Source organism: Microvirga makkahensis (genome assembly GCF_009830105.1).
Taxonomy (GTDB): Bacteria; Pseudomonadota; Alphaproteobacteria; order Rhizobiales; family Beijerinckiaceae; genus Microvirga; species Microvirga makkahensis.
On record NZ_WURB01000004.1, the window covers coordinates 229,185 to 253,851 of the forward strand.

At 66.0% G+C, this 24,667-nt stretch carries 25 protein-coding genes; 8 read left to right on the forward strand and 17 right to left on the reverse strand.

The genetic code is table 11. From position 1 onward, the window contains the following. Positions 1-68 precede the first annotated feature (68 nt). The 6 genes from GR328_RS07645 to GR328_RS07670 form a co-directional block, all read right to left on the reverse strand. Positions 69-929 carry a DUF4167 domain-containing protein gene (locus tag GR328_RS07645; protein WP_246215748.1) on the reverse strand — a complete coding sequence of 287 codons (861 nt, stop codon included), beginning with the start codon at positions 927-929 and terminating at the stop codon, positions 69-71. 381 nt (positions 930-1,310) lie between these two features. Beyond that, complete coding sequence (prmC, locus tag GR328_RS07650) at positions 1,311-2,165, reverse strand: peptide chain release factor N(5)-glutamine methyltransferase (RefSeq protein WP_160883926.1); 855 nt, start codon at positions 2,163-2,165, stop codon at positions 1,311-1,313. Continuing rightward, positions 2,162-2,575 carry a FosX/FosE/FosI family fosfomycin resistance hydrolase gene (fosX, locus tag GR328_RS07655; RefSeq protein WP_160883927.1) on the reverse strand — a complete coding sequence of 138 codons (414 nt, stop codon included), beginning with the start codon at positions 2,573-2,575 and terminating at the stop codon, positions 2,162-2,164. The genes prmC and fosX overlap by 4 nt, the downstream gene beginning before the upstream one ends. Then, entirely contained in the window at positions 2,572-3,660 is a 1,089-nt protein-coding gene (prfA, locus tag GR328_RS07660) for a peptide chain release factor 1 (RefSeq protein ID WP_160883928.1), read from the reverse strand. Before prfA ends, fosX begins: the two co-directional genes overlap by 4 nt. Next, on the reverse strand, positions 3,660-5,927 hold the full coding sequence (ptsP, locus tag GR328_RS07665; protein ID WP_160883929.1) for a phosphoenolpyruvate--protein phosphotransferase: 2,268 nt from the start codon (positions 5,925-5,927) through the stop codon (positions 3,660-3,662). Before ptsP ends, prfA begins: the two co-directional genes overlap by 1 nt. Positions 5,928-6,030: 103 nt before the next feature. Further along, positions 6,031-7,269 (reverse strand): aspartate kinase, encoded by a 1,239-nt coding sequence (locus GR328_RS07670; RefSeq protein WP_160883930.1) that lies wholly within the window; start codon positions 7,267-7,269, stop codon positions 6,031-6,033. A gap of 130 nt (positions 7,270-7,399) precedes the next feature. On the opposite strand from GR328_RS07670, the gene ubiG reads away from it, so the two are divergent. Then, complete coding sequence (ubiG, locus tag GR328_RS07675) at positions 7,400-8,143, forward strand: bifunctional 2-polyprenyl-6-hydroxyphenol methylase/3-demethylubiquinol 3-O-methyltransferase UbiG (RefSeq protein WP_160883931.1); 744 nt, start codon at positions 7,400-7,402, stop codon at positions 8,141-8,143. Here the strand turns inward: ubiG and nhaA are convergent. The 7 genes from nhaA to GR328_RS07710 form a co-directional block, all read right to left on the reverse strand. Continuing rightward, positions 8,116-9,330 (reverse strand): Na+/H+ antiporter NhaA, encoded by a 1,215-nt coding sequence (gene nhaA, locus GR328_RS07680; protein WP_160883932.1) that lies wholly within the window; start codon positions 9,328-9,330, stop codon positions 8,116-8,118. The two genes, ubiG and nhaA, sit on opposite strands and share 28 nt — an antisense overlap. A gap of 104 nt (positions 9,331-9,434) precedes the next feature. After that, positions 9,435-9,953: a metallophosphoesterase family protein gene (locus GR328_RS07685; RefSeq protein WP_160883933.1), complete on the reverse strand. Its 519-nt coding sequence runs from the start codon at positions 9,951-9,953 to the stop codon at positions 9,435-9,437. Positions 9,954-9,980: 27 nt separating this feature from the next. Beyond that, positions 9,981-10,289, reverse strand: coding sequence for a hypothetical protein (locus GR328_RS07690; protein ID WP_160883934.1), 309 nt, complete (start codon positions 10,287-10,289; stop codon positions 9,981-9,983). A 128-nt stretch (positions 10,290-10,417) separates the two neighbouring features. Continuing rightward, the gene (locus tag GR328_RS07695) at positions 10,418-10,861 is read right to left on the reverse strand and encodes a DUF1178 family protein (RefSeq protein ID WP_160883935.1); all 444 of its coding nucleotides are present in this window, start codon (positions 10,859-10,861) and stop codon (positions 10,418-10,420) included. A gap of 35 nt (positions 10,862-10,896) precedes the next feature. Next, a complete protein-coding gene (locus tag GR328_RS07700) occupies positions 10,897-11,766 on the reverse strand; it encodes a carbon-nitrogen hydrolase family protein (RefSeq protein WP_160883936.1) in 870 nt (289 codons plus the stop codon). Positions 11,767-11,781: 15 nt separating this feature from the next. Continuing rightward, complete coding sequence (grxC, locus tag GR328_RS07705) at positions 11,782-12,039, reverse strand: glutaredoxin 3 (RefSeq protein WP_160883937.1); 258 nt, start codon at positions 12,037-12,039, stop codon at positions 11,782-11,784. Positions 12,040-12,159: 120 nt separating this feature from the next. After that, entirely contained in the window at positions 12,160-12,864 is a 705-nt protein-coding gene (locus GR328_RS07710) for a ComF family protein (RefSeq protein ID WP_246215763.1), read from the reverse strand. Between the two features lie 355 nt (positions 12,865-13,219). On the opposite strand from GR328_RS07710, the gene GR328_RS07715 reads away from it, so the two are divergent. The 4 genes from GR328_RS07715 (at position 13,220) to GR328_RS07730 (ending at position 16,268) form a co-directional block, all read left to right on the forward strand. After that, positions 13,220-14,101 carry a methyltransferase domain-containing protein gene (locus GR328_RS07715; protein WP_160883939.1) on the forward strand — a complete coding sequence of 294 codons (882 nt, stop codon included), beginning with the start codon at positions 13,220-13,222 and terminating at the stop codon, positions 14,099-14,101. Between the two features lie 91 nt (positions 14,102-14,192). Continuing rightward, positions 14,193-14,558 (forward strand): DUF427 domain-containing protein, encoded by a 366-nt coding sequence (locus tag GR328_RS07720; protein WP_160883940.1) that lies wholly within the window; start codon positions 14,193-14,195, stop codon positions 14,556-14,558. Positions 14,559-14,676: 118 nt separating this feature from the next. After that, positions 14,677-15,825: an iron-containing alcohol dehydrogenase gene (locus GR328_RS07725; RefSeq protein WP_160883941.1), complete on the forward strand. Its 1,149-nt coding sequence runs from the start codon at positions 14,677-14,679 to the stop codon at positions 15,823-15,825. A gap of 8 nt (positions 15,826-15,833) precedes the next feature. Continuing rightward, a complete protein-coding gene (locus GR328_RS07730; protein ID WP_160883942.1) occupies positions 15,834-16,268 on the forward strand; it encodes an acyl-CoA thioesterase in 435 nt (144 codons plus the stop codon). On the opposite strand, the gene GR328_RS07735 is transcribed toward GR328_RS07730, so the two are convergent. Both GR328_RS07735 and GR328_RS07740 read right to left on the reverse strand, forming a co-directional pair. Then, complete coding sequence (locus GR328_RS07735) at positions 16,252-17,178, reverse strand: DMT family transporter (protein WP_160883943.1); 927 nt, start codon at positions 17,176-17,178, stop codon at positions 16,252-16,254. The two genes, GR328_RS07730 and GR328_RS07735, sit on opposite strands and share 17 nt — an antisense overlap. Positions 17,179-17,187: 9 nt before the next feature. Then, the gene (locus tag GR328_RS07740) at positions 17,188-17,613 is read right to left on the reverse strand and encodes a (deoxy)nucleoside triphosphate pyrophosphohydrolase (RefSeq protein WP_160883944.1); all 426 of its coding nucleotides are present in this window, start codon (positions 17,611-17,613) and stop codon (positions 17,188-17,190) included. Between the two features lie 475 nt (positions 17,614-18,088). Between GR328_RS07740 and GR328_RS07745 the strand changes: the two genes are divergently transcribed. Further along, a complete protein-coding gene (locus tag GR328_RS07745) occupies positions 18,089-18,466 on the forward strand; it encodes a hypothetical protein (RefSeq protein ID WP_160883945.1) in 378 nt (125 codons plus the stop codon). 173 nt (positions 18,467-18,639) lie between these two features. Here GR328_RS07745 and argJ read toward each other — a convergent pair whose 3' ends face one another. After that, positions 18,640-19,881, reverse strand: a complete 1,242-nt coding sequence (gene argJ / locus GR328_RS07750) for a bifunctional glutamate N-acetyltransferase/amino-acid acetyltransferase ArgJ (RefSeq protein ID WP_160883946.1) — start codon at positions 19,879-19,881, stop codon at positions 18,640-18,642. Between the two features lie 163 nt (positions 19,882-20,044). On the opposite strand from argJ, the gene GR328_RS07755 reads away from it, so the two are divergent. Beyond that, the gene (locus GR328_RS07755) at positions 20,045-20,257 is read left to right on the forward strand and encodes a hypothetical protein (RefSeq protein WP_160883947.1); all 213 of its coding nucleotides are present in this window, start codon (positions 20,045-20,047) and stop codon (positions 20,255-20,257) included. A 209-nt stretch (positions 20,258-20,466) separates the two neighbouring features. Here the strand turns inward: GR328_RS07755 and GR328_RS07760 are convergent, their stop codons facing one another. Next, positions 20,467-21,378 carry a peptidylprolyl isomerase gene (locus GR328_RS07760; protein WP_160883948.1) on the reverse strand — a complete coding sequence of 304 codons (912 nt, stop codon included), beginning with the start codon at positions 21,376-21,378 and terminating at the stop codon, positions 20,467-20,469. Between the two features lie 254 nt (positions 21,379-21,632). On the opposite strand from GR328_RS07760, the gene secA reads away from it, so the two are divergent. After that, positions 21,633-24,446, forward strand: a complete 2,814-nt coding sequence (gene secA, locus GR328_RS07765) for a preprotein translocase subunit SecA (RefSeq protein WP_160883949.1) — start codon at positions 21,633-21,635, stop codon at positions 24,444-24,446. Positions 24,447-24,667: the final 221 nt, after the last annotated feature.

Here is a 24,667-nt window from a genome sequence, read left to right on the forward strand (position 1 = left end):
CGGAGGAAGCAAATAAAAAGGGAGAGCCATGCTCTCCCTTTCTCTTTCTCGGCCCGGGTTCCCGGCCTTTACTCGGCAGCGGGGGTTTCCACATCCGGCTTGAAGCTGGCGGCCTCATCGCCTGTGCTCTCCACCACATCGCGGCGGGTGCGGCGGGTGCGGCGGCGCGGACGTTCCTCGACAGGCTGCTCGTTGCCGAAATCCAGGGTCGGAGCTGCCGGGCCCTGATCCTCAGCGGGAGCGGGCGTGGCGCGCACGGGGTTTGTCAGGAAGGCCGGCAGGCTGCCCGTAGCCGGCGCATCGGCCTCTTCGCGACGGCGGTCGCGCTGAAAACGCTCGCGGCGCTCTCCGCGTTCCGGACGATCCTGTCGCTCGGCGCGTTCTGCCCGGTCGAAGCGGGCGGGACGCTCGCCCTCGCCATTGGAGGGCTGGTCGTCGCGCTGGAACTCCTGACGGGGGGCGCGGTCGCGCTGGAAGCGTTCACGACGGTCCGGACGCTCGCCGCGCTCCTGGCGCTCTGCCCGATCGAAGCGGGCGGGACGCTCGCCCTCGCCGCGCGTCTCATAGGGTTGCGGCTGGGAGCCGAGGTCCGAGTCCTCGCTGTTGCCGACGCGCTCGAAGTTCGGGCGCTCCATCTGAGCGAGGCCATCCTCGTCGCCCTCCTCGTCGAAGCGCTGTTGGTAGCCATACTGCTCGCGCAGCTGCTCCTGGGCGGCGGCGATGATTCGGAAATAGTGCTCGGCGTGCTGGAAATAGTTTTCCGCCGCCACCGGATCGCCGCTGGCCTGCGCATCACGGGCAAGCTGGCTGTATTTCTCGGCGATATGCTGAGCCGTGCCGCGGATCTTCACGTCCGGGCCGTTCGACTCGTAGCTCTTGGTCAGGGGATTGGGACCCTTGTTGCCATTGTTGCGGTTACGACCGCGCATACGCCTGTTCTGTCCTGGTCTCATTTTATGCTCTACGAGCCTCGCTGGTTCTTAAGCCCACGCGATATTGCAAGCCAATGTTCACCGAACGGGCTCAACGCCCACCGTTCGCGTGGCAAACCGTCTGTTGTTCAGCCAGAGCCGTTCAGGGCGCCTGACTATCCTTCAGTATCGGGTTCAGATGACCGCGCCTGGCTGTTCAAATGCCCCTGCCTGCGCGATGGATATCGTTTGGTCTTCCGGCATGTCCCCTCAGGAGCCGCCGTTTTCTTACGACCGAGGACGATCTCTATGATCGAATCTAGCGGGTTCCTCCCGGTCCAACAAGCCATTTTTCAGCTTTTACCCCCTCCTGAGGCAAGAATGCCTCACCCTGCATGGTCATGCACGCCTCAAGGCAACGCATCGGGGGTTGTCAGATAGATCGTGTGCGACCCGCAGGATTTCAAGGCCGTAGGCGTCGGCCAGGCTTCGCAAATGTTCGGCTTGGTCGTAGCCGATCTCGACAGCCAGAAGCCCGCCGGGCACCAGGAGGCGCTTCGCCTCGCCGAGGAGGGTCCGGTAGGGCTCCAGGCCGTCCGGGCCGCCATCCAGCGCCAGGAGCGGATCATGCTCGCGCACCTCCCGGTCCAGGGTCGGGATGACGGAGGAGGCGATGTAGGGTGGGTTCGAAACGATCAGATCGAACCCGCCCGCGATCGCGTCCGCCCAGTGGGAGAGGGCGAAAAGGCTCCGCTTGCCGACCCCGTTCGCCTCGGCATTCCGGCGGGCGGTCCGCAGGGCGCCGAGCGAGAGATCGACACCAAGGCCGGTGGCACGGGGCAGTTCGTGGAGGAGGGAGACCAGAAGGCAGCCCGACCCGGTGCCGAAATCCGCAATCAGCAGCGGGGCCTGCCGGTCGGGCAGAAGGTCGAGCGCCGTCTCCACCACGGTTTCCGTGTCCGGGCGCGGCACCAGGGTCTCGGGCGAGAGGGCGAAGGGCAGGCCCCAGAACTCCCGCTCGCCGACGATTCGCGCCACAGGCTCATGGGCCAGGCGGCGGCGGGTGGCGGCGGCGAGGCGCTCGGCCTCCCCGGCTGTCAGCGGAACATCGGGATCGGTGACGAGCGCCGTCGCCGGAATGCAGAGCACGGAGAGAAGCAAAAGCCGCGCGTCGAGGGCGGCCGTCTCGAAGCCGGCTCGGGCGAAGGTCTGGCGCAGTTCCTGGAGCGCCCGGGCGCGGGTGAGGGGGCTCAAGCCTTGGTACCCAGCCGGTATCGCTCGAGCCGCTCCTCCAGCATGCCGGTATGCAGCTCGAACAGGTGGTTGTCGTGATCGTAGAAATACAGCGAATGGCCCTCGCCCTCGACGCGGGGACGCGATTCGCGAAGGTCCAGCCCGAAACGTTCGATGCGGTCGCGATACGCATCGATGGCCGAAGGCGCGATCTTGAACGCGATGTGATTGTAGCTGCGCGAGGGTAGACTTTGCCCTTCCATTACCGCGATCCAGTGCCCGCCGACGATGAAGAACTTTTCTCGCGAGAGGGAGAAGGTCTCGCTCCCTGACGAGTAGACCTCCCTGCCGTCGAGTACCTGTTCCATGATCGCGCTCATCCGCGCAAGGTCGCTGGTGATGAGCGTGATATGGCTCAGGCCTTCGATCATGCGGCCTGATCCTGGGCGGCGAGCTGGGCGGCCTGATGCTCAGTGACGAGCGCGTCGATCAACTCGTCGAGCGCATTGCCAGCCATCACCTCCTCTAGCTTGTACAGCGTGAGATTGATCCGGTGATCCGTCACGCGGCCTTGCGGGAAGTTGTAGGTGCGGATGCGCTCCGAGCGGTCGCCGGAGCCGACCTGCGACTTGCGGTCGGCGGCGCGCGCCGCATCCTTCGCCGTGCGTTCGGCGTCGTAGAGGCGCGAGCGCAGCAGCGCCATGGCGCGGGCGCGGTTCTTGTGCTGCGAGCGCTCATCCTGCACGAACACGATGGTGCCCGTGGGAAGATGCGTGATGCGGATCGCGGATTCGGTCTTGTTTACGTGCTGGCCGCCCGCTCCTTGAGCGCGCATGGTCTCGATCTTCAGATCCGCCTCGTTGATGATGATATCCACGCCCTCCGCCTCGGGCAGCACAGCGACGGTAGCGGCGGAGGTGTGAATGCGGCCCTGCGTTTCCGTGTCGGGCACGCGCTGCACGCGATGCACGCCGCTCTCGAACTTGAGGCGGGCGAACACGCCGCGTCCTTTGACTTCGGCGACCACTTCCTTGTAGCCGCCCGCCGTGCCCTCGCTCGCGGAGACGATCTCGACCTTCCAGCCTTTCAAATCCGCGTAGCGCGTGTACATGCGCAAGAGGTCGCCCGCGAACAGCGCGGCCTCGTCGCCGCCCGTGCCGGCTCGGATTTCGAGGATCGCGCTCTTCTCGTCCGCCTCGTCCTTGGGCAGAAGCATGACGCGCAGGTCCTGCGCCGCCCTTTCCAGGTCCTCGCGCGCCTGCGGCAGCTCCTCCTCCGCGAGCTTGCGCATTTCGGAATCGGTCGCGGGGTCGTCGATCAGCGCCTGAAGGCCGTTCAGGTTGTCTTCCATGGCGCGATAGGCGCGGATCGCGCCGACGACTCCGTCGAGTTCCGCAAGCTCGCGCGACAGCGCGACGAAGGTTTCCGGGTCGGGGCCGGCATTGAGGGTCGCCGTGATGATGTCATGGCGCGCGAGAATCGCATTCAGGCGGTCGGAGGGAGGTGCGATCGACATCAGATCGGGATACCACGGGTTTCCGCGAATTGGACAAGCTTCGGGCGCAGCGTATCGCCGCTCCCGGCATTCTCCAATTCCTCTTGGATGAAGGCTTCGAGCTCGCCCACGTCGAGGGCGAGGAGCATGGCTTTGACCGGCCCGATCGAGGCCGGGGACATGGACAGCGAGCGGAACCCTAAGCCCAGCAGAGCCATGGCTTCGAGGGGACGTCCGCCGATCTCCCCGCACAGGGTCGCCTGGCACCCCGAGACCCGCGCCTGCTCCGCGACGAGGCGCAGGGCCCGGAGCATGGGCGTGCTCAGCGGGTCGAAGCGGTCCGCCACGCGCCGGTTCTCGCGGTCGATGGCGAAGAGAAACTGCATCAGGTCGTTCGAGCCGATGGAGATGAAATCGGCGCGATCGCAGATTTCCTTGAGCTGGAAGAGGAGCGAGGGCACTTCCAGCATCACGCCGAGCCTCAGATCGGAGGGCAGGGCGTGGCCATGATGCGAGAGATAGCTCTTCTCGCGCTCCACGATGGCTCGCGCGCGCTCGAACTCGTCGCAGGTCGCCACCATCGGGAACATGATTTTCAGGGGCCGCCCGGCGGCGGCCTTCAGGAGGGCGCGCACCTGCGCGCGCAAAAGCCCCGGCCGGTCGAGCCCGATGCGGATCGCGCGCCAGCCCAGAGCCGGGTTCTCCTCCTCGAGGGCCTGCATGTAGGGCAGGATCTTGTCGCCGCCGATGTCCAGGGTGCGGAAGGTGACGGGCCGTTCGCCGGCTTCCGCGAACACGGCGCTGTAGAGCGCCTGCTGATCGGAGGCCGAGGGCATCCTCTCCGCGATCATGAACTGCAATTCGGTGCGGAACAGGCCGACGCCCGCCGCGCCCGTCTCGGCGAGATGCGGCAGGTCGACCAGGAGGCCCGCGTTGAGCTGCAGGACGATGTCGACCCCGTCCTTGGTGACGGAGGGCACGTTGCGCAGCTTTTGATACTGCTCCTGGCGCTTTGCGCGAAGCCGCGCCTTCTCGGCATAGGCGGCTTCCACATCGGCGCTCGGTCGGATCTGCACCTCTCCCGCCGCGCCGTCGACGATGATGGCATCGCCCGGCTCGGTGAGCGAGGTCGCGTTGGACACCTCGCCCACGGCGGGAATGCCGAGCGCCCGCGCCACGATGGCGATGTGGCTCGTGGGGCCGCCTTCCTCCAGCACGAGACCGCGCAGGCGCGAGCGGTCGTAATCCAAGAGGGCGGCCGGTCCCATGGAGCGGGCCACGATGATGGCGTTGTCGGGAAGCGATTCACGTTCGGCCACCATGTCCCGCCCGACGAGCCGGAAGAGCAGCCGGTTGGCGAGATCGTCCAGATCGTGCAGGCGCTCGCGAAGATAAGGATCGGTCTGGCGCAGCATGCGGGCGCGATTGTCGGATTGCACCCTCTCGACCGCCGCCTCGGCGGTGAGGCCCGAGGCCACCGCCTCGCGCATGCGGCGCAGCCAGCCTTGGTCGTGAGCGAACATGCGGAAGGTCTCCAGGACCTCGCGGTGCTCGCCGTGATGGGCCACGTCGCCTCGTTCGATCAGCTCGTCGATGGAGGCGCGCACCTCGCCGATCGCCTTCTCAAGGCGTTGCAGCTCCGCCTCGACATTCTCTGCGATCAGGTTCCTGACGACGACGCGGGGCTCATGGAGCACCACGTAGCCGAGGCCCACGCCGTCAGCCAGCGCCGTCCCTTTCTGGTAGACGGGGCGGCGCAGGGCAATCCCGGTCTCGATGGGGGCGAGGGCCTGCAGCTCGCCGGTAGCCAGCATCTCGGCCACCACCATGGCGGTGGTCTGAAGGGCCTCGACCTCTTCTTCCGTATAGACGCGGTAAGTGCGGTTCTGAACGACGAGGACGCCCAGGGTATTGCCGGCCCGGAGCAGCGGCACGCCCAGAAAGGCATGGTAGATCTCTTCGCCGGTCTCGGGCTTGTAGGAGAAGGCCGGGTGGCTCTGGGCATCGGAGAGGGCCAGTGGCTCCGCCGTCGAGGCGATGAGGCCGACGAGGCCTTCGCCCGATCGCATGACGGTCTGGTGGACGGCCTCCCTGTTCAAACCTTCCGTGGCGAACAGCTCGAGCACGCCGTCGCCTCGCAGCACATAGACGGAACACACCTCCGCCACCATGTTGGCGGCGATCTGGATGACGATCTTGTCGAGGCGGTCCTGAGCCCCCACCGGCTCCGCCATAATCTCGCGGAGGCGGCGCAGCAGAAGGCGCGGACCGCCGGGAGCACTTGGCATGAGCTTTCAGGTTCCCGTCTTTCGGAGCCGGTGAAGCGAACCGGCGGTTGTTGACTCAGTGTTGCAGCCCGACCGACCGGCCGTCAATCGGGACGCGCGCCGGTCAGGCTTTGTCCAGGCCGTATAGCGAGTGGAGCGTGCGCACCGCAAGCTCCGTGTAGGCCGAGTCGATCAGCACCGAGAACTTGATCTCCGACGTGGTGATGGCCCGGATGTTGATGCCCTTGTCCGCCAAGGCCTTGAAGGCCTTGGCCGCCACGCCGGTGTGGCTGCGCATGCCGACCCCGATGGCCGAGACCTTGACCACGTCCGTAGCGCCCTGGAGGTCTCGGAACTCGATCTCGCTCTTGTGAGCGTTGAGCACCGCGCAGGCTCGCTCGTATTCCGCGGAAGGCACCGTGAAGGTGATGTCCGTAGTGGTGGTGTCGTCCGAGACCACCTGAATGATCATGTCCACATTGATGTTGGCATCGGCCAGGGGCACGAAGATCGAGGCGGCGATGCCCGGCTTGTCGGCCACATTCCGCAACGTAATTTGGGCTTCGTCGCGCGAATAGGCGATGCCCGTGACAACCTGCTGTTCCATGATGTCTTCCTCGTCGCAGATGAGGGTGCCGAGCTTGGGGTCGGCGGGATCGTCGAAACTGGAGCGCACATAGGTGGGTACCCGGTGCATCATGGCGAGCTCGACCGAGCGCACCTGGAGCACCTTGGCCCCGAGGGAGGCCATCTCCAGCATTTCCTCGTAAGAAACCTTGTCCAGGCGCCGTGCCTTGGGCACGACGCGCGGGTCGGTGGTGTAGACGCCGTCCACGTCCGTATAGATGTCGCAGCGCTCGGCCCCGATGGCGGCGGCCAGCGCGACGGCGCTGGTGTCCGATCCGCCGCGGCCCAGGGTCGTGATGCGCCGGGTCTCCTGGTGGACTCCCTGGAAGCCGGAAACCACGGCGACTTCCTTGTTCGCCTCGAAGCCCCTGATGATGCCGGAACCGTCGATGTCGGCGATTCTCGCCGCTCCGTGGGCGTCCGAGGTCAGGATCGGGATCTGCCAGCCCTGCCAGGAGCGGGCGCTGACCCCCATCTCCTGCAAGGCGATGGCGAGCAGGCCCGAAGTCACCTGCTCGCCGGAGGCCACGACCACGTCGTATTCCTTCGCGTCGTAGAGGGAATTGGCCTCTTTCACCCAGCCGACCAGCTCGTTGGTCTTGCCTGCCATGGCCGAGACCACCACGGCGACATCGTAGCCGGCCTCGACCTCGCGTTTGACATGCCGCGCCACGTTGCGGATGCGCTCTACGTTGGCGACGGATGTACCGCCGAACTTCATGACAAGACGGGGCATGCGAAGAAGGCCGTTGGTTGAAGGGGAAAATTTTGCCCTTCGCGAGTTCGGAAAGGCGCGTATACATGACGGTAGGGCCGCACGCTGTCAACGCGCGGAAATCATTTCTTCGTTCAGGGGATTTAAACCTATGCCTGACGGCGCTTCCACGACCATCGACCCGGCCGAGGTCGCCCGATTCGAACGGATCGCCGAGACTTGGTGGGACCCGGACGGCCCCATGAGGGTGCTGCACAAGTTCAACCCGGTGCGGCTGGCCTATATCCGCGACGAGGCCTGCCGCCGGTTCGGGCGGGATCCGCGCTCCGCCCGTTCCCTCGAGGGACTGACGATTCTCGATGTGGGCTGCGGCGGGGGCGTGCTGTCGGAGCCTTTGGGGCGCCTGGGAGCAAAGGTGACGGGCCTCGATCCAGCTCCCACCAACGTCTCGGTGGCCCGTCTCCATGCGGAGCGGGCGGGGGTACCCGTCGATTTCCGCAACGAGACTGTCGAGGCGGTCGTAGCGCGTGGCGAGAGCTTCGATATGGTTCTCGCCATGGAGGTGGTGGAGCACGTGGCGGACGTGCAGGCCTTCGTGACGGCCTGCACCCGGGCCGTGAGGCCGGGAGGCTGCCTCGTTATGGCGACGATCAATCGGACGCTCCGCTCCTTCGCCTCCGCCATCGTGGGGGCCGAGTACATCCTCGGCTGGCTGCCGAAGGGCACCCATGAATGGGACAGGTTCGTCACCCCCGACGAATTGACCGACGCTCTCAGGAACGCGGGCTTCGGCGTGAACGACCTGACCGGCGTCGGCTACAATCCACTGAGGGACAGCTGGTCTCTCTCGCGGGATCTCGCCGTCAACTACATGCTGCTGGCCTCGCGCACCTGAATCTTTTCACGCGGGGCGAAGCTGAGGAGGGCGAAGCCCGCCAGGGCCGACAGGGCTGAGCCCATGAGCACGCCGATCTTGGTGGCGTCGGTGAGTTCCGGGTTCTCCGGAAAGGCCAGCGCACCGATGAACAGGCTCATGGTGAAGCCGATGCCGCAGAGGAGCGCTACCCCGTAGCATTGCAGGCGGGTGGCGCCTGCGGGCATGTCGGCGAGCCCGAAGTGGATCGCGGCCGAGGAAAAGGCGTAGACGCCTAGCTGCTTGCCGATGAAGAGGCCCATGGCGATGCCCAACGGCAGGGGGCTGAGCAGGACATCGAGCGAGAGACCGGACAGCGCCACGCCCGCATTGGCGAGGCCGAAGATCGGGATGATGCCGTACGCGACGGGACGATGAAGCGCGTGCTCCAGCCGGTGCAGCGGCGCATCCTCCTCGCGGGTCTTCTTCGGGTTGGGCTGGAGCGGAACGGTCAGGGCCAGGGCGACGCCTGCCAGCGTGGCGTGAATGCCCGATTTGAGCACGAAGAACCACAGCACCGCGCCGACGAGGAGATAAGGCACAAGGCTCGTGACGTTGAGGCGGTTGAAGGCCACGAGCGCGATCAGGCAGAGCGCGGCCGCGCCCAGCATCGCGAGCGAGAGGTCGCTCGTGTAGAACAGGGCGATGATAACGATCGCGCCGAGATCGTCGAGGATCGCGAGCGCCGTCAGGAAGATCTTGAGGGATGTGGGCACGCGCGATCCGAGAACTGCCAGCACGCCGAGCGCGAAGGCGATGTCGGTGGCGGCCGGGATGGCCCAGCCGTGATGGAGCTGCGGCTCGTCCCATGTAATGGCGAGGTAGACGAGAGCCGGCACGATCATGCCGCCCAATGCCGCGATACCCGGCAGGATCCGCCGGGGCCAGGTGGAGAGCTGCCCGTCCAGCATCTCGCGCTTGATCTCGAGCCCCACCAGCAGGAAGAACACCGCCATCAGCGCGTCGTTGATCCAGTGGAGCACGCTGAGGCCCAGAACATAGGTCTTCAGGACTCCGAAATAGAGATCCGCCAGGGGAGAATTGGCGAGGACGAGGGCGATCACCGTCACCCCCATCAGGATTATGCCGCCGGATGCCTCGCTGTCGAAGAACTTGCGCATCAGCGTAATGCGCCGCTTCGTTGCTAGCTTGCTGTCCGGCCGATCCATGCATCCATCCTCCTTGGTGGAGGCCGGTCATACGATGAAAGCCCCGGCACGGAAGGCCCCGGGGACCCGCTATCCCATCACAAAATCGGGAGCAACTCTGCCGCTCAGGCTTGCGCGGCTGCCCGGCGGCGCCTGGTGCTGAGGATCGTCTCGAGGCTCACGGGGCGATAATCCCATGCGTCGACGCCCACGTCGTATTGCCGGGTCTGAGGCTTCAGCTTGGCATGGGAGTGGCCGTGGAGATCGATCCAGCCGCGGCCCATGTTCTTCCAGGTGCGGAAGGCGTAGTGGCACATCACCACCGCGCGGCCGCCCACATTGAGCTCCGCATAGGCCTGTACGCTATCCCAGCCCTTGGCGGCGAGCGTCGCCGGGCCGTCGTTGTTGCCGGCGATCAGGTGCTTGCGCCCGTGCAGCCCCGAGAGCAGCTCGTCGATGCGCTCTGGGCTTGCATGCAGGGCGAAGTCGCCCAGGTGCCAGACCTCGTCCTCGGGGGAGACGGTCTCGTTCCAGTTGGCGATGAGCGCCTCGTCATGCTCGGCAACGGTCTTGAACGGCCGCTTGTCGATCCGCAGCACCCGCGGGTCGCCGAAATGAGTGTCGCTGGTGAAGAAAACCGTCAAGGGGCTGCTCCGCCTCAATTCCGAGAATCAGATGGGGCGTGAGTTCGAAGATTCGAGATCTGCCAAGCTGAGGACAAGATCGATGGCCTCGACTTCGGGGCCGGGCCAGGCTCGTCTGAAATGGGCTCTGTCCAGATTCCCCCTGAGGCATTCCAGTGCCCAATCGCTGCCAGGCGCTTTTGCGGCAACCAATTCAAGGAGACGTGGAAGGAAGTAGCGGAACTCGTTGGCTCGATAGGCTCCCTCATAAGGGGCAGCATCGATGTACTCGGGATAGGCAAAGACCAGATCGGGGCTCAGGCCCCGCAGCGGATTGCCGATCAATTCTCTCGTCATCTGCGCATGCGCTCCATCGCTGGCGGTCACGTCAGCCGCAAAGTCGAGATCAGGGCCAATGTGATATTTCTCGAAGATTCGATAGGAGGCCTCTACGCCTTTATCAGATTAGGGCTCATGCTGCACATTCAGTTCCGGTCGTCCGGCACATGGGGGATCGGCAACACGTCGATTCCCTCCTCCAGCAGCGAGCGCGCTTCCTCGAGGTCGGCCTCGCCGTAGATCGAGCGCTCTTCGGCCTCGCCGTAATGCATCTTGCGGGCCTCCTCGACGAAGTCCTTGCCCACGTTCTCCGCGTTCTTCATCACGTGCTCGCGCAAGGCGCGCAAAGCCGCGCGAATCTCCCGCTCCCTGTCCGAGAGAACGGCCATGGCCTGCGCCTCGGGTTGCGCAGCGGGGACCTTGTCGGTGCGCGCGATGGAAGGCGCCATGATCTGCTTCTCCACCTTGGAGGAGTTGCAGAGCGGGCATGTCACGAAACCGCGCTCGCGCTGCGTCTCGAACGCCTCGCTCGACGGGAACCAGCTCTCGAATTCGTGGGCCTGCTCGCAGGCCAGGGCGTACTTGATCATGTCCTTAAGTGTTTCAACACACGCAACGATAACGGTCAGGCGGAGGCCGCCAGACCGAGGGGCTTGGGGTCGGAGGCGGCCGCCATCTCGAAGGGGCGCGCGTTCTTCAGGGTCGGAATGCGCCCGCGCACCTCGGTGACGAGGGCCGGGTCGATCTCCGCCAGGATCACGCCGGGCTCCGTGTCCGCTTCCGCCAGCACGCGTCCCCAGGGATCGACGATGATTGAGTGGCCGAAGGTCTCGCGGCCGTCCGCGTGGAGCCCTCCCTGAGCGGCGGAGATCATGAACGAGCCGGTCTCGATGGCGCGGGCCCGGTGGAGCACATGCCAATGGGCCTCGCCCGTCTGCTTGGTGAAGGCGGCCGGAGCCGTGAGGAACGATGCGCCCCTCTCGGCGAGCGCCTTGTAGAGGGCGGCGAAGCGCACGTCGTAGCAGATCGTCATGCCGAGAAGACCCCAGGGCGTCTCCGCCAGAACCGCCGTATCGCCGCCCGTATAGGTGGCGGATTCGCGCCAGCTCTCCCCGTTCGGCAGGTCCACGTCATAGAGATGGATCTTGTCATAGGAGGCGACGACGTCGCCGTCCCGGTCGATGAGAAAGCCCCGGTTGGCGACCTTGTCGCCCTCCTTCACGGCGATCGAGCCGATCTGGACCAGGATGCCCTTCTCCCGCGCCACCTCGCGAAGGGCCGCGAGAACCGGGTCCTGATCCTGTGGCCCGATCTTCTCGAACAGTTCCGCCCGGTCGCGGCAGACGAGGGAGGTCATCTCGGGCGTCTGGGCGAAATGCGCGCCCTGATCGGCGGCCTGGCGCACGAGGGCCACGGCGGCGTCGCGATTCTCGAGGACATCGCGGCCGGAGCGCATCTGGATGCAGGCGGCGGTGAAGCGGGGGGAGGAGGTCATCGGGGCGGCTCTCCGTCAGGCCTGAAGGAGGGGTTCGAGCTGCCCCCGGTCGTCGAGCGCATAGAGGTCGTCGCAGCCGCCCACATGCCTTTCGCCGATGAAGATCTGCGGCACGGTCGTGCGCCCCTTGGCCCTCTGGATCATCTCCGCCCGTGCTTCGGGGGTCTTCTCGATATCGATCTCGGTAAAGGCTGCGCCCTTCTCGTCGAGAAGTCTCTTCGCGGCCGCGCAATAGGGGCACCAGCCTTTAGTGTAGATCGTGATGGACGGCATGAATGTCTCCGTGCTTGGCGCATCGTGCGAAAAAGTGGGCCCGGCTTCTCACTGCCGTGGCCCTTCGGGTCGCACCAGACGATGCTCCGGAGCCTAGATATAGGAAGAACAGGGCCCGGTTCACAACTCCTGCGCAACGCGCGCGAACGCGAGAACGTCCACCGAGGCCGCGCCGCCCCGCAGGAGCGCCCGGGCCGCCGCATTGGCAGTGGAGCCGGTGGTGAGCACGTCGTCGACGAGGAGCACCCGCTTGCCCGTCAGTCCGGTCCTGGCCTCGGACGGCACACGGAATGCGCCCTGCAGGTTCTCCCGCCGCTGCGCCTTGGTGAGGCCCACCTGACGCCGCGTGGGCTTGACGCGGGCAAGGACTGAAGGGTCGCAAGGCAGGCCGCTTTCCCCAGAGACCACTCTGGCCAGGGCCATGGCTTGGTTGAAGCGCCGCCCCCAGAGCCTCCAGCGATGAAGCGGCACCGGGACGATCACGTCCGCATCGTGCAGGAGCTCAGCCCCGGCCCGGGCCATCATGCTCCCTAAGGCACGCGCCAGCTCCAGCCGGTCATTGTACTTGAGCCGGTGCACGAGCAGGCTCGCCGTCCCGTCGTATTCCGCTACCGCCCGGGCACGCCCGAAGACGGGCGGGTCGGCAAGGGCGGCCGGCGACACCAGGGGCTGCCCGAGATCGACGGGGAAAGGCATCCCGAGCCGTTCGCAGAACGGGCGCTCGATGAAGCGGATGCCGGACCAGCAGGCGGCGCACAGCCCGTGCGGCTCGCCCGTCGCCGCCTCGCAGGCGATGCAGCCGGGCGGGTAAACCAGGCCGATCATCAAGCGGCCGGCCTCTCGCGTCGCGTGGAGCACGCGGGAGGATAGTCCGGACCGTTGCGTCTCGGTGAGATCGCTCATCGGACAAGCTTAGCGGATAAGGGATTGATGGACGAGATGTAATTACGCTCTCTAGGGCAGGGTGCCGGCGTGGGCGGTGAAACCCGTTTTCTGCACGTCGTCGCCGGCCTTGTGCCGGTGACGCCAATGGCTTGGAGGGCCGCGTCTTTCCGATCTGGATGACCGGGACGCGCCCGGTCATGACGCGGAGGGGATGCGGTCCAAGAAGGCCCCGGAAAATGTCCTTGGCTAGAATTCCCTTGGCTGGCGTGCCGTTACACGCCATATCGAGCGCCTGATGAGCACACCCGACGTCTTCGACCGCACCCTTGTCCGCCAGCGCCTCTCGCGCGCGCTGAGGGCCGGCTATGCCGATTTCCTCCTGGTTCGTGCCTTGGAGGACCTGCAGGAGCGGCTGGCCACCGTGCTGCGCTCCTTCTCCCTGGCCCTCGACGTGGGAACGCCGACGCCTGCCGCGGCCGATGCCCTGATGCGCGGCGGCCTCGCGGAGAAGGTGGTGCGCCTTTCCCCCACGCCCGAGGCAGGCAGCGTGCTGGGCGACGAGGAGCGGTTACCCTTCTCCGGGGAACGGTTCGATCTGGCGGTATCGCTGCTCGCTCTCCACGCGGTCAACGATCTTCCGGGCGCGCTCATCCAGATCCGGCGGGCGCTCAAGCCCGACGGCCTGTTCGTCGGCGCGCTGCTCGGCGGCGCCACCCTGACCGAACTGCGGCAGGCCCTGACCCAGGCCGAGGCCGAAATGGATGGCGGGGTGAGCCCGCGTGTCGCTCCCTTCGCGGACCTGCGCGACATCGGCGGCCTGCTCCAGCGGGCCGGCTTCGCCCTGCCGGTCACCGATACGGACATCGTCCGCGTGCGCTACGCCAATGCCTTTGCCCTCATGCGCGACCTGCGCGCCATGGGTCTGACGAACGCGCTGAACGATCGCCGCCGGACGCCTCTGAAACGCGGCACCCTGATGCGCGCGGCCGGGATCTATGCGGAGCGCTTCGCCGATCCCGACGGGCGAATCCCTGCGACCTTCGAGATCGTCTGGCTCTCCGGCTGGGCACCGCACGAGAGCCAGCAGAAGCCCTTGAGGCCGGGCTCCGCCAGGATGCGGCTCGCCGATGCGCTCGGCGTGAAGGAGGGGGATCCCATGCGGCCGGAAAAGGAATGATCTTTCGTATCGGGGCCTTCAGCTGAAACCGGGCTGCGCTATCTCAGTTGTCGAGAGAGCCCCCTGGTGAACCCTTGGAGAGCCCAGCGCCATGAATGAGCCCGGTCCGGATCATCCGATCACGATCACGCCCAACCCGCATCGCATCCGGGTCATGCTCGGTGGCTTCATCGTCGCCGAGACGACGCAGGCGCTGACCCTCCAGGAGGCCACCCTCCCGCCCGTGCACTACATTCCCCGGCAGGACGTGCACATGGACCTTCTCGATCCCACCAATCACCGGAGCCATTGCCCCTACAAGGGCGACGCCTCCTATTTCACCGTGAACGGCGGCGGGCTCGTGCGCGAGAACGCGGCGTGGAGCTACGAGAATCCCGCCCCTTCCGTGGCGGCCATCAGGGATCATGTGGCCTTCTACCCTGAGAAGGTCGACGCCATTGAGGAGTTCCGGGACTGACGGAAAGAGCGGGAGGGCCCGCGCCTGACCGGCGCCGGTGAGTGGGGCGGACTTCGCCTAAGGCAAGGCTTGCCGCCGCCGCTGCCTCGCGTCACTCTTCGTGAAAACGGATGATCCCATGCCGCCTTTCACGTTCAATACCGCCCCGTCCCTCGTCTTCGGTGCCGGCAGCATCGCGCGCCTCGGCGAGATCGCGGCGCGGCAGCTCGGGCCCCGAATCGCGCTCGTCACCGATACCGGGCTGGTGAAGGCGGGCCTGCTCGACAGGGCTCTCCATTGCCTGGAAGAGGCGGGCGTTGCGGTCGATGTGTTCGACGGGGTCGTGGCCGACCCGCCCGAGGCGGTCGTTCTCGCGGCCGTCGAAAAGGCAAGGGCTTTCGACGCCCGGGCGGTGATCGGCTTCGGTGGCGGATCGTCCATCGATGTGGCGAAGCTCGTCGCCCTGCTCGTCGCGGGCGGCGAGAGTCTCCCTGAGATCTACGGCGTCGGAATCGCGAAAGGCCCCAGGCTCCCGCTTCTCGCTGTTCCCACCACTGCGGGCACCGGGTCGGAGGTGACGCCGATCTCCATCGTCACCACCGGCGCGCACGAGAAGAAGGGCGTGGTGTCGCCCGTCATCATCCCCGATGTGGCGCTGCTCGATCCGGACCTCACCCTGAACCTGCCGCCGCCCGTGACGGCCGCCACCGGCATCGATGCGATGGTTCACGCCATCGAGGCCTATACCTCTGCGAGCCTCAACAACAATCCCGTTTCCAGGGCGCTCGCGAAAGAAGCGCTGCACCTGCTCGGGCGCAACATCGAGCGCGCCGTGCACCACGGCCGGGACGGGGAGGCGAGGGCCGCGATGCTCGTCGGCTCCATGCTGGCGGGACAGGCTTTCGCCAATTCGCCGGTCGCCGCCGTGCACGCGCTCGCCTATCCGATCGGCGGCCGTTTCGGCGTGCCGCACGGCCTCTCCAATGCCCTCGTTCTGCCGCACGTGCTGCGTTTCAATGCGAGCGCCTGTGCGAGAGAATATGCGGAACTCGCGACACATGCTTTCCCCGAACTCGGAGAAGGCGCCGGGGCCGACGCCTTCGTCGAGGCCCTGGCCTCGCTCTGCGCGAGGGTCGGCCTCCAGCCGCGCCTGCGCGAGGTGGGGATCCCGCAGGATGCGTTGCCGCTTCTGGCCGAGGACGCGATGAAGCAGACCCGTCTTCTCGTGAACAACCCGCGCCCGGTCACCTTGAGCGACGCGCGCGCGATCTACGAAGCCGCTTGGTGATCCGCCCCATGTCCGAACGTCCCGCGCGGCTGTCCCGCTCCGCCTTCAAGGTTTTTCGCCCCATCGCCACGCGCTGGATGGACAACGATGTCTACGGCCACGTGAACAACGTGCATTACTATTCCTATTTCGACAGCGCCGTGAACGCATGGCTCATCGATGAAGGTTTGCTCGACATCGCCCATAGTCCCGTGATCGGCCTCGTGGTGGAAACCGGCTGCACCTATTTCGAGAGCGTCGCCTTTCCCGAGCGGCTGGAAGCGGGCATCGCCGTTGCCCATCTCGGCCGCTCCTCCGTGCGCTACGCCGTCGGCGTCTTCAAGGAAGGCGCGGAGTTCACCGCGGCGCAGGGCCACTTCGTCCATGTGTATGTGGAGCGGGCGACGCAGCGTCCCGTCGACATTCCGTCGAGGACGCGCGAGGCGCTCAGGGCCCTCGCCTGAGCCTGCCCGAGAACGACACGAGCGCAACGCCCGAGAGCACCACCGCTCCGCCGAGCAATTCGCGCGGGCCCACGCTCTCGTTCAGGAACAGGACCGCGAGCAGAACAGTCCAGACCGGCGCGAGATAACCCACCATCGAGGCGCGCGTCGGACCCGTGCGGCGGATGAGATTCATGAACAGCAGGATCGGCAGGGCCGTCGAGAGGGCGCCCAGCGTCAGCAGCGGCGCAAGATGCGAGGGGACGGCCGCGAAGGCCGTAGGGCCGGCGATGGAAAGAGCCAGCAGAGTCGCTGCGAGGCCGGAGCCGATCTGCTGGCCGAGCGCCATGCGTGCCGGGGGCATGGTCTTGACGGTGCGCACATAGACATTCGCCGCCGCATAGCTGCAGGCGACCAGCACCATGGCGAGAATGCCCGTGGCGCTGATGCCGCTGTCGGGCAGGGCCGCGGGGCCGATCAGGATGCCCATCCCCATGAAGCCCACGAGCACCCCGGAGAGTCGCTGGAGGGTGAGCCGCTCGTCGGCAAACAGCAGATGCGAGGCAAGGGCCACGATCAGAGGGGAGGAGGCCTGGATCATGGCGGCGGGCGCGGTGGCGATCTGCGTCAGCGCATAGGCGACGAGCACGTTCGGCAGCCAGCCGTTGAAAGTGCCGAGAAAGGCCCAGACCCTCCATTCATCGCCCTGGGGCAGGATGCTCTTGCCCTGCAGCGCGAACCATGTGGCCAGGGCCGTGCCTCCGATCGCGCCGCGCATCGCAGCCAACACGAAGGGATCGAGATCTCCGCTCAGCTTCACGAACAGGAGCGCGCTGCCCCAGAGGAAGGAGCAGGCGAGGAGATTGGAGAGAATGAAGGCCGGGGTCGGGGCGGGCGTCGATGGAGCGGCCTCGGCGGTCTGGGACGACATGGACGGACCTTACGATCCGAGAAGATCGAGAAGGAAGGGGATCAGCGGCTCGTCGGCGGGCGGCATGGGATAGCCGCGCAGCTCCTGCGGCTTCACCCATTTCAGGGCCTGCCCTTCCATGGATTGCACGAAGCCTTCCCAGCGGCGGCAGATGTAGAGCGGCATGAGGAGGTGGAAGCTCTCATAGGCATGGCTCGCGAAGGTCAGCGGGGCGAGGCATGGCTCCTTCACGGTGATGCCGAGCTCTTCGTGCAGCTCGCGGATCAGGGTCTCCTCCGGCCGCTCGCCGGGCTCCACCTTGCCACCCGGAAACTCCCACAGCCCGGCGAGCTGCTTTCCTTGAGGGCGTTGCGCCAGAAGGATCCGGTTGTCCGTGTCGACGAGCGCGACGGCAACGACGAGGGTGAGCTTGAGAGGAGAGGTGTTCGCGGTCATGGCAGGCTCTCCCTCAGCAGATTTTGAGGCGGAACACAATTGGGACTGTCGAATAGGGAGCCGTCCCTGCGAATGGCATGCCGGCCGAAGGAAAGCGCAAGGCTCAAGGGATCGAGGACGAAGAGCCCCGGCCCTGCCTCTTCTGTCCGGTCAGGGGGGAGCGGGGTCGATCCTGACGGCCGTTGAGCGGCGGCCTGGGCTCAAGGCAGCGTCACGCTGCCGCCTGTGCCTGTTCCGCCCGTCGCCGATCCACCCGTGGATTGCGCGGACGATGTGCCTTGAACCGAGGTATTCACCCTCGTCTTGACGCCCTGGGCTCCGATTCCCAGAGCGATTCCCGCACCGGCGCCCGTCAGGAACGAAGTCACAGGCGCTTGGGCAAAACCTGCTGCGACAGGAACATATCGGCCCGGGCGTTCCTCGAAGAGCACCACGCTCGTGGGGGGGCGATACGCCGTCTCCAGGGCTGGAGACCATGGCGACCCGCTGGCGCGTGGACAGCGTGCTCTCGCGAACCGTCATCGTATTGCAGGCGGATGCGAAAAAGCAAAGAACGCAAGCGGTTACCATCCGCGGTACGGGCCTTGCCATAGCTTGCATTGTCGACGCTCCTGCGATCGGCGGCACCGCCTTGAGCGGGGACGCCTTCGGCGGTGCGGCCAGCGTGACCGGGACCGGCGGCGGCTCGGCCACCGGCGGATTCGGCACGAGCGGCTCGGCCTTCGGCGGTGGCGCCACGATCGGCGGTGGCGGCAACGGCACCAATGGCGGCTCGACGGATTCGTCCGCAAACGAGCTTACGACGGCACGGGATGCCTGGGGCTGCGCGGATGGAACGAGAGGCGGCTGCTAAATCCCAAGCCTAAATCCCAAGCGTGCTCTCGCGAAGAGAGCCTTCGAATCGGCAACGGCCCGGCCCGAAAACCCATCGAGCCGGGCCGTCAACCATTGCCCCGTCGCGAGCTTTCGTGCGGGCTCTGATGCGGGAGGCCGCTTTGGACTTGATCCTCCGGCGCACCGGGTGGATCAACTCCGGTAATCGCCGTTGATCTCCACGTAGGCCTTGGTGAGGTCGCAGGTCCATGCGGTGGCCTCGCCGCGCCCCAGACCCAGGTCGACGCGGATCATGATCTCGTCGCCCTTCATGTAGGCCGAGGTTTTCGCCTCGCTGTAGTCCGGGTCGCGTGCGCCCTTCACGGCCACGCGGATGTCGCCGAACCAGATGGCGAGCTTGTCCCGCTCGGCCGGCTCGCCCGCCTTGCCGACGGCCATGACCACGCGGCCCCAGTTTGCGTCCTCGCCGGCCACCGCCGTCTTCACAAGCGGGGAATTGGCGATTGCCATGGCAATGCGCTTGGCGGACGTGGCGCCTGCGGCGCCCGTCACCTTCACGGTCACGAACTTGCGTGCGCCTTCGCCGTCGCGGGCGACCTGCTGGGCGAGATCGCAGAGCAGACCCTCGAGCGCGGCGCGGAATTCCTTTAGACGGCGGTCGCTCGGCAGCGATATCGCGGGCGCGCCGCGCTTGGCGGCAGAGCCGGTCGCGAAGAAGAGCAGGGTGTCGGAGGTGGAGGTGTCGCTGTCCACCGTCACGCAATTGAAGCTCTTGTCGGCGCCTTTCTTGAGCAGCGCCTGCAGAACGGGCGCCGCGATCGGCGCGTCGGTGAAGATGAAGGAGAGCATGGTCGCCATGTCGGGCGCGATCATGCCCGCTCCCTTGGCGATGCCGTTGATCGTCACCTCGACGCCCCCGATGGTGGCCGTGCGGGTCGCCACCTTCGGGAAGGTGTCGGTGGTCATGATGGCCTTGGCGGCGTCGAGCCAGACATCGGGCTTTGCCTTTTTCTCGCAGGCCTCCAGCACGCCCTGAAACCTGGTGGCGTCGAGCGGCTCGCCGATCACGCCGGTCGAGGCGATGAATACCTGCGAGGCGCGGCAGCCCGCGGCCCCGGCCGCGATCTCGGCGGTGAGCTTCACGGCCTCCGCGCCTTTCTTACCCGTGAAGGCATTGGCATTGCCCGAATTGACCACCAGCGCGCGCGCCGTGCCCTTGGGAAGGTTCTTGCGGCACCAATCGACCGGGGCCGAAGGGCATTTGGAGCGCGTGAACACGCCTGCCACCGCCGTGTCCTTGGGCAGGGTCACGTAGAGTACGTCCGTCCGGTTCTTGTATCGGATTCCGGCCTCCGCGGTTGCCAGCCGGACGCCGTCGATGGCGGGAAGGCTGGGAAATGTCTTAGGCGCGAGCGGAGACACGGTTTGGGACATGCAAAGTCTCAACGGTGAGCGGATGGAACAGTGTTAGGAACCGCGACCTGCGGTTTTTTAAGGCTTTTTGTCAAGTCAAAGCTGCACGAAGCACGGCTGCAGATGGCCGGGAACGCGTCGGCTGTGTCCTCGTTGACCCGGTCAGCAGGCAATGGAGGCATTCATGACGGGCAAGCACCCGAAGACCAAGCCCGAGGAGCGGCCGCGCAGCGACCTCGAGGTCGATCCAGGAATCGGACGCTCCAAAGGCACCACCATGTCGGGTGAGGATCCGCGCGATCTTGACGGCGGCTCGACCTTTCAGGGCGATGTGGAGAACCAGACCAACCGCGAGGGCGGCGTCGATCCCGGCCGCATGGGCCGGACGAACAAGTAACGGCAGTCCTGCCTTCGTGATCTCGCTCGTCATCACCGGCCTCGTGCCGGAGATCGACGCCTGTGAGGTGCAGCGCTTTCCGGGTTAGAGGCGGCCGGGACACGCCCGGCCATACAATGGGAGGTGCGCGGGCAGGAGGGGCCACAATGAAAAAAGGCGGCCCTCAGGGCCGCCCTTCGAAGCTGTGAGCCGCGGCTTACCGTTTCGGCTTACGGCTGCTTCTGCTCGACGAGGTTGCCCTTGTCGTCCAGGCGCTCGATCTTGGCGTCCTTGCGCAGGCTCATGATGAGGTCCTGCTGCGCCTTGCGACCGAGATAGGCCTCGACCTGATCCTTCGTCTCTTCGAAGCTCGGCGCGGGCTTGGTGCGCTTCTCCTCGACCTTGATCACGTGCCAGCCGAACTGGCTCTTCACCGGCTCGGAGATCTGGCCGGGCTCAAGCTTGAAGGCGGCTTCGGCGAAGGGCTCGACCATCCGGTCCTTGGTGAAGAAGCCGAGGTCGCCCCCGTCGGTCTTGGAGCCGGGATCCTTGGAGAGCTCCCCGGCCACCTTGGCGAAGTCCTCGCCGCCCTTCACGCGTTCGGCGGCCTTCTTGGCCTCCTCCTCGCTGTCCAGGAGAATGTGGCGGGCGCGAACCTCCTGCTCGGCCGGGAGGCTCTTGACGGTCTCGTCGTAGAGCTTGCGGGCGGCTTCCGGAGTCACGGCCTTCTTGGCGGTCTGGTCGAGGTACTCGTCAAGCAGGGTCTTGTCCCGGTTGTAGGCGAGCTTGCGGGCGAAGTCCGCGCTGCTGCCGATCTTGGCGGCTTCGGCCGCCTTGGCGCCGAGTTTCAGGTCGATCATGTAACCGGTCAACAGGTCCCGCTTCTGCTCGTCGGGCACGTTCGGCATCTGCAGGGCCGGGTCCTCGGCGGCGATGGCCAGGTCCCCTTCCGTGATCTCGATGCCGTTTACCCGGGCGACCACCTTGGAGGGATCCACGGCGGGCACGGCGGCCGGCGAGGTGGCGGGCGACGAAGCCGGGGGCGTTTGGGCCGGGGGCGTCTGGGCCAGAGCGGCTCCTGCCATCAGAGGCAGGGCGGTGCCGAGGGCGAGAAGGCTTTTACGTACCGAGAGTGCAGACATGTCAGATCCTCTAGTGGGCTGACAGAGCCCACGGACAGCTGAGATCAGATGGCTCAACCCGTTTACGTTTGCAAGCGATGGCATATTTATGTCACAGCATCCTGCCGAGCGTGGCCCTATTCTCGGGCCCGCTTGCGGAGGCCGGACTGCGCTGTTCAGGCTCGGTCTTTAAGATGCGCTTCCGCATAATTAGGTCTATAAGGCGGCCTCAACGCCCCTTATCTCCTGGATTCTGGAATTTTCGAAGGCTCTCGATGTTCGGTTCTCTCGCGAAGAAAATCTTTGGCTCGGTCAACGATCGCCGGCTGAAGTCCTACCGGCCCAAGGTCGCGGCCATCAACGCGATGGAGGCCGAGCTGGAGGCTCTCTCCGACGACGAGCTGCGCGCCCGTACGGAAGAGTTCAAGGCCCAGCTCGCCGCCGGAAAGACCCTGGACGACATCCTGGTTCCGGCCTTCGCGACGGTCCGTGAAGCCGCCAAGCGCACCCTCGGCCAGCGTCATTTCGACGTGCAGCTCATCGGCGGCATGGTGCTCCATGAAGGTTCTATCGCAGAAATGCGCACCGGTGAGGGCAAAACCCTTGTGGCGACCCTGCCGGTCTACCTGAACGCCCTTGCGGGCAAGGGCGTCCACGTGGTCACGGTGAACGACTATCTCGCCCGCCGCGACGCCGAGTGGATGGGTCAGATCTACCGCTTCCTCGGCCTTTCCGTGGGCGTGATCGTCCATGGCCTCGACGACGCCGAGCGCGCTCAGGCCTATGCCGCCGACATTACCTACGGCACCAACAACGAATACGGCTTCGACTATCTGCGCGACAACATGAAGTACGAGATGGCGCAGATGGTCCAGCGCGGACACAACTTCGCCATCGTGGACGAGGTGGACTCGATCCTCATCGACGAGGCGCGCACGCCGCTCATCATCTCCGGTCCCCTCGACGACCGCTCCGAGCTGTACAATGCCATCGACAAGGTGATCCCGCGCCTCGACAAGAGCGACTACGAGGTCGACGAGAAGCAGCGCTCCGTGGCTCTCACGGAAGAGGGCACCGAGAAGATCGAGGAGCTGCTGCGCGCCGAGGGCCTCCTGAAGGAAGGCGACCTCTACGACGCCCAGAACGCCACCCTCGTTCACCACATGAACCAGGCGCTGCGCGCCCACACCCTGTTCCAGCGCGACAAGGACTACATCGTCCGCAACGGCGAGGTGGTGATCATCGACGAGTTCACGGGACGCATGATGCCGGGCCGCCGCTACTCGGAGGGCCTGCACCAGGCGCTCGAGGCCAAGGAGCACGTGCAGGTCCAGCCGGAGAACCAGACCCTCGCCTCCATCACCTTCCAAAACTACTTCCGCCTCTACGGCAAGCTGGGCGGCATGACCGGCACGGCGGCGACCGAGGCCGACGAGTTCCTCGAGATCTACAACCTTGAGGTGGTCGAGATCCCCACCAACCGTCCCGTGGCGCGCATCGACGACGATGACGAGGTCTACCGCACGATGGAGGAGCGCTACCAGGCGGTCATCCGCGACATCGAGGCGTCCTCGGCCAAGGGCCAGCCGATCCTGGTGGGCACCACCTCCATCGAGAAATCGGAATATCTCGCAGACCTCCTCATCAAGGAAGGCTACAAGCTCATCGACTTCGAGAATCCGCAGGCGCTCGAACCGCTCTACAGGGATGCGCGCGCCGGTCGCGGCACCAAGCATTTCGCGGTGCTCAACGCCCGCTTCCACGAGCAGGAGGCCTTCATCGTCGCGCAGGCGGGCGTGCCGGGCGCGATCACAATTGCCACCAACATGGCGGGCCGCGGCACCGACATTCAGCTCGGCGGTAACGCTAAGATGCGCATCGAGCGCGAGCTCGCCGGAATCGAGGGCGAGGAGCGCGCGCGCCGCGAGCAGGAGATCCTCGACGAAGTCGCCATGTTCAAGGAAAAGGCGCTCGCGGCGGGCGGCCTCTACGTGCTCGGCACAGAGCGTCATGAATCACGGCGCATCGACAACCAGCTGCGTGGCCGCTCAGGCCGCCAGGGCGACCCGGGCCGGTCCAAGTTCTACCTGTCGCTCCAGGACGACCTGATGCGCATCTTCGGCTCCGACCGCATGGACGGCATGCTGCAGAAGCTCGGCCTCAAGGAGGGCGAGGCCATCATCCACCCATGGATCAACAAGGCCATCGAGCGCGCGCAGGCGAAGGTCGAGGCGCGCAACTTCGACATCCGCAAGAACATCCTGAAATACGACAACGTCATGAACGACCAGCGCAAGGTCGTGTTCGAGCAGCGCAAGGAGTTCATGGCGGAAGCGAGCGTACGCGAGACCATCGACGATATGCGTCACGGCGTGATCGAGGACATCGTCGCCCGCGCCATCCCCGAGAACGCCTATGCGGAGCAATGGGACGTTCAGGGTCTTAAGCAGAACGTCGCCAACTTCCTCAACCTCGATCTGCCGGTCGATGAATGGGCGAAGGAGGAGGGCATCGCGGACGACGAGATCCGCGAGCGCATCACCAAGGCCGCCGACGAGGCCTATGCGCAGCGCGTGGAAGCGAACTCTCCGGAAGTGATGAACTACGTGGAGAAGCAGGTTCTGCTGCAGAGCCTCGACCATCTCTGGCGCGAGCACTTGGTCACCCTCGACCATCTGCGTCAGGTGATCGGCTGGCGCGGCCTCGCCCAGCGCGATCCGCTCAACGAGTACAAGTCGGAAGCCTTCGAGCTGTTCAACACCATGATCGCGCATCTGCGCGAGCAGGTGACCGGCCAGCTCATGCGCATTCAGGTGGTGTTCCAGCAGCCCGAGGAGCAGCCGCTGCCGCCCATGTTCCCGCAGCACCTCGACCCCGCCACCGGCGAGAACGAGTTCGACATGCCCCAGGGCGCGGCCTTCGGAGAGGGCGGAGCCCAAGGCTTCGCCGCGACGTCCATCAACCCGGTCACGGGCCTGCAGCGCGACCCGAACGACCCCTCCACCTGGGGGCGGGTCAGCCGCAACGAACCCTGCCCCTGCGGGTCGGGCAAGAAGTTCAAGCACTGCCACGGCCAGCTGGTGGCCTAGCGCGAGAGCCTGGATGAAATGAGAAAGCCCGCCGAACCGGCGGGCTTTCTGCTTTTCGGGATGCTCTTTGAGCGAGGGCGGGTCGCCTTCGCCTCCTCTCGCCTCGCCATCCGCTCTCACCCCGTCATCACCGGCCTTGTGCCGGTGATCCCGCTTCCCTCAGCGCCGCGCACCTCCGACCGGGACGGCCGGCCCGACCATGAGGGCAATGCCGGATGCAG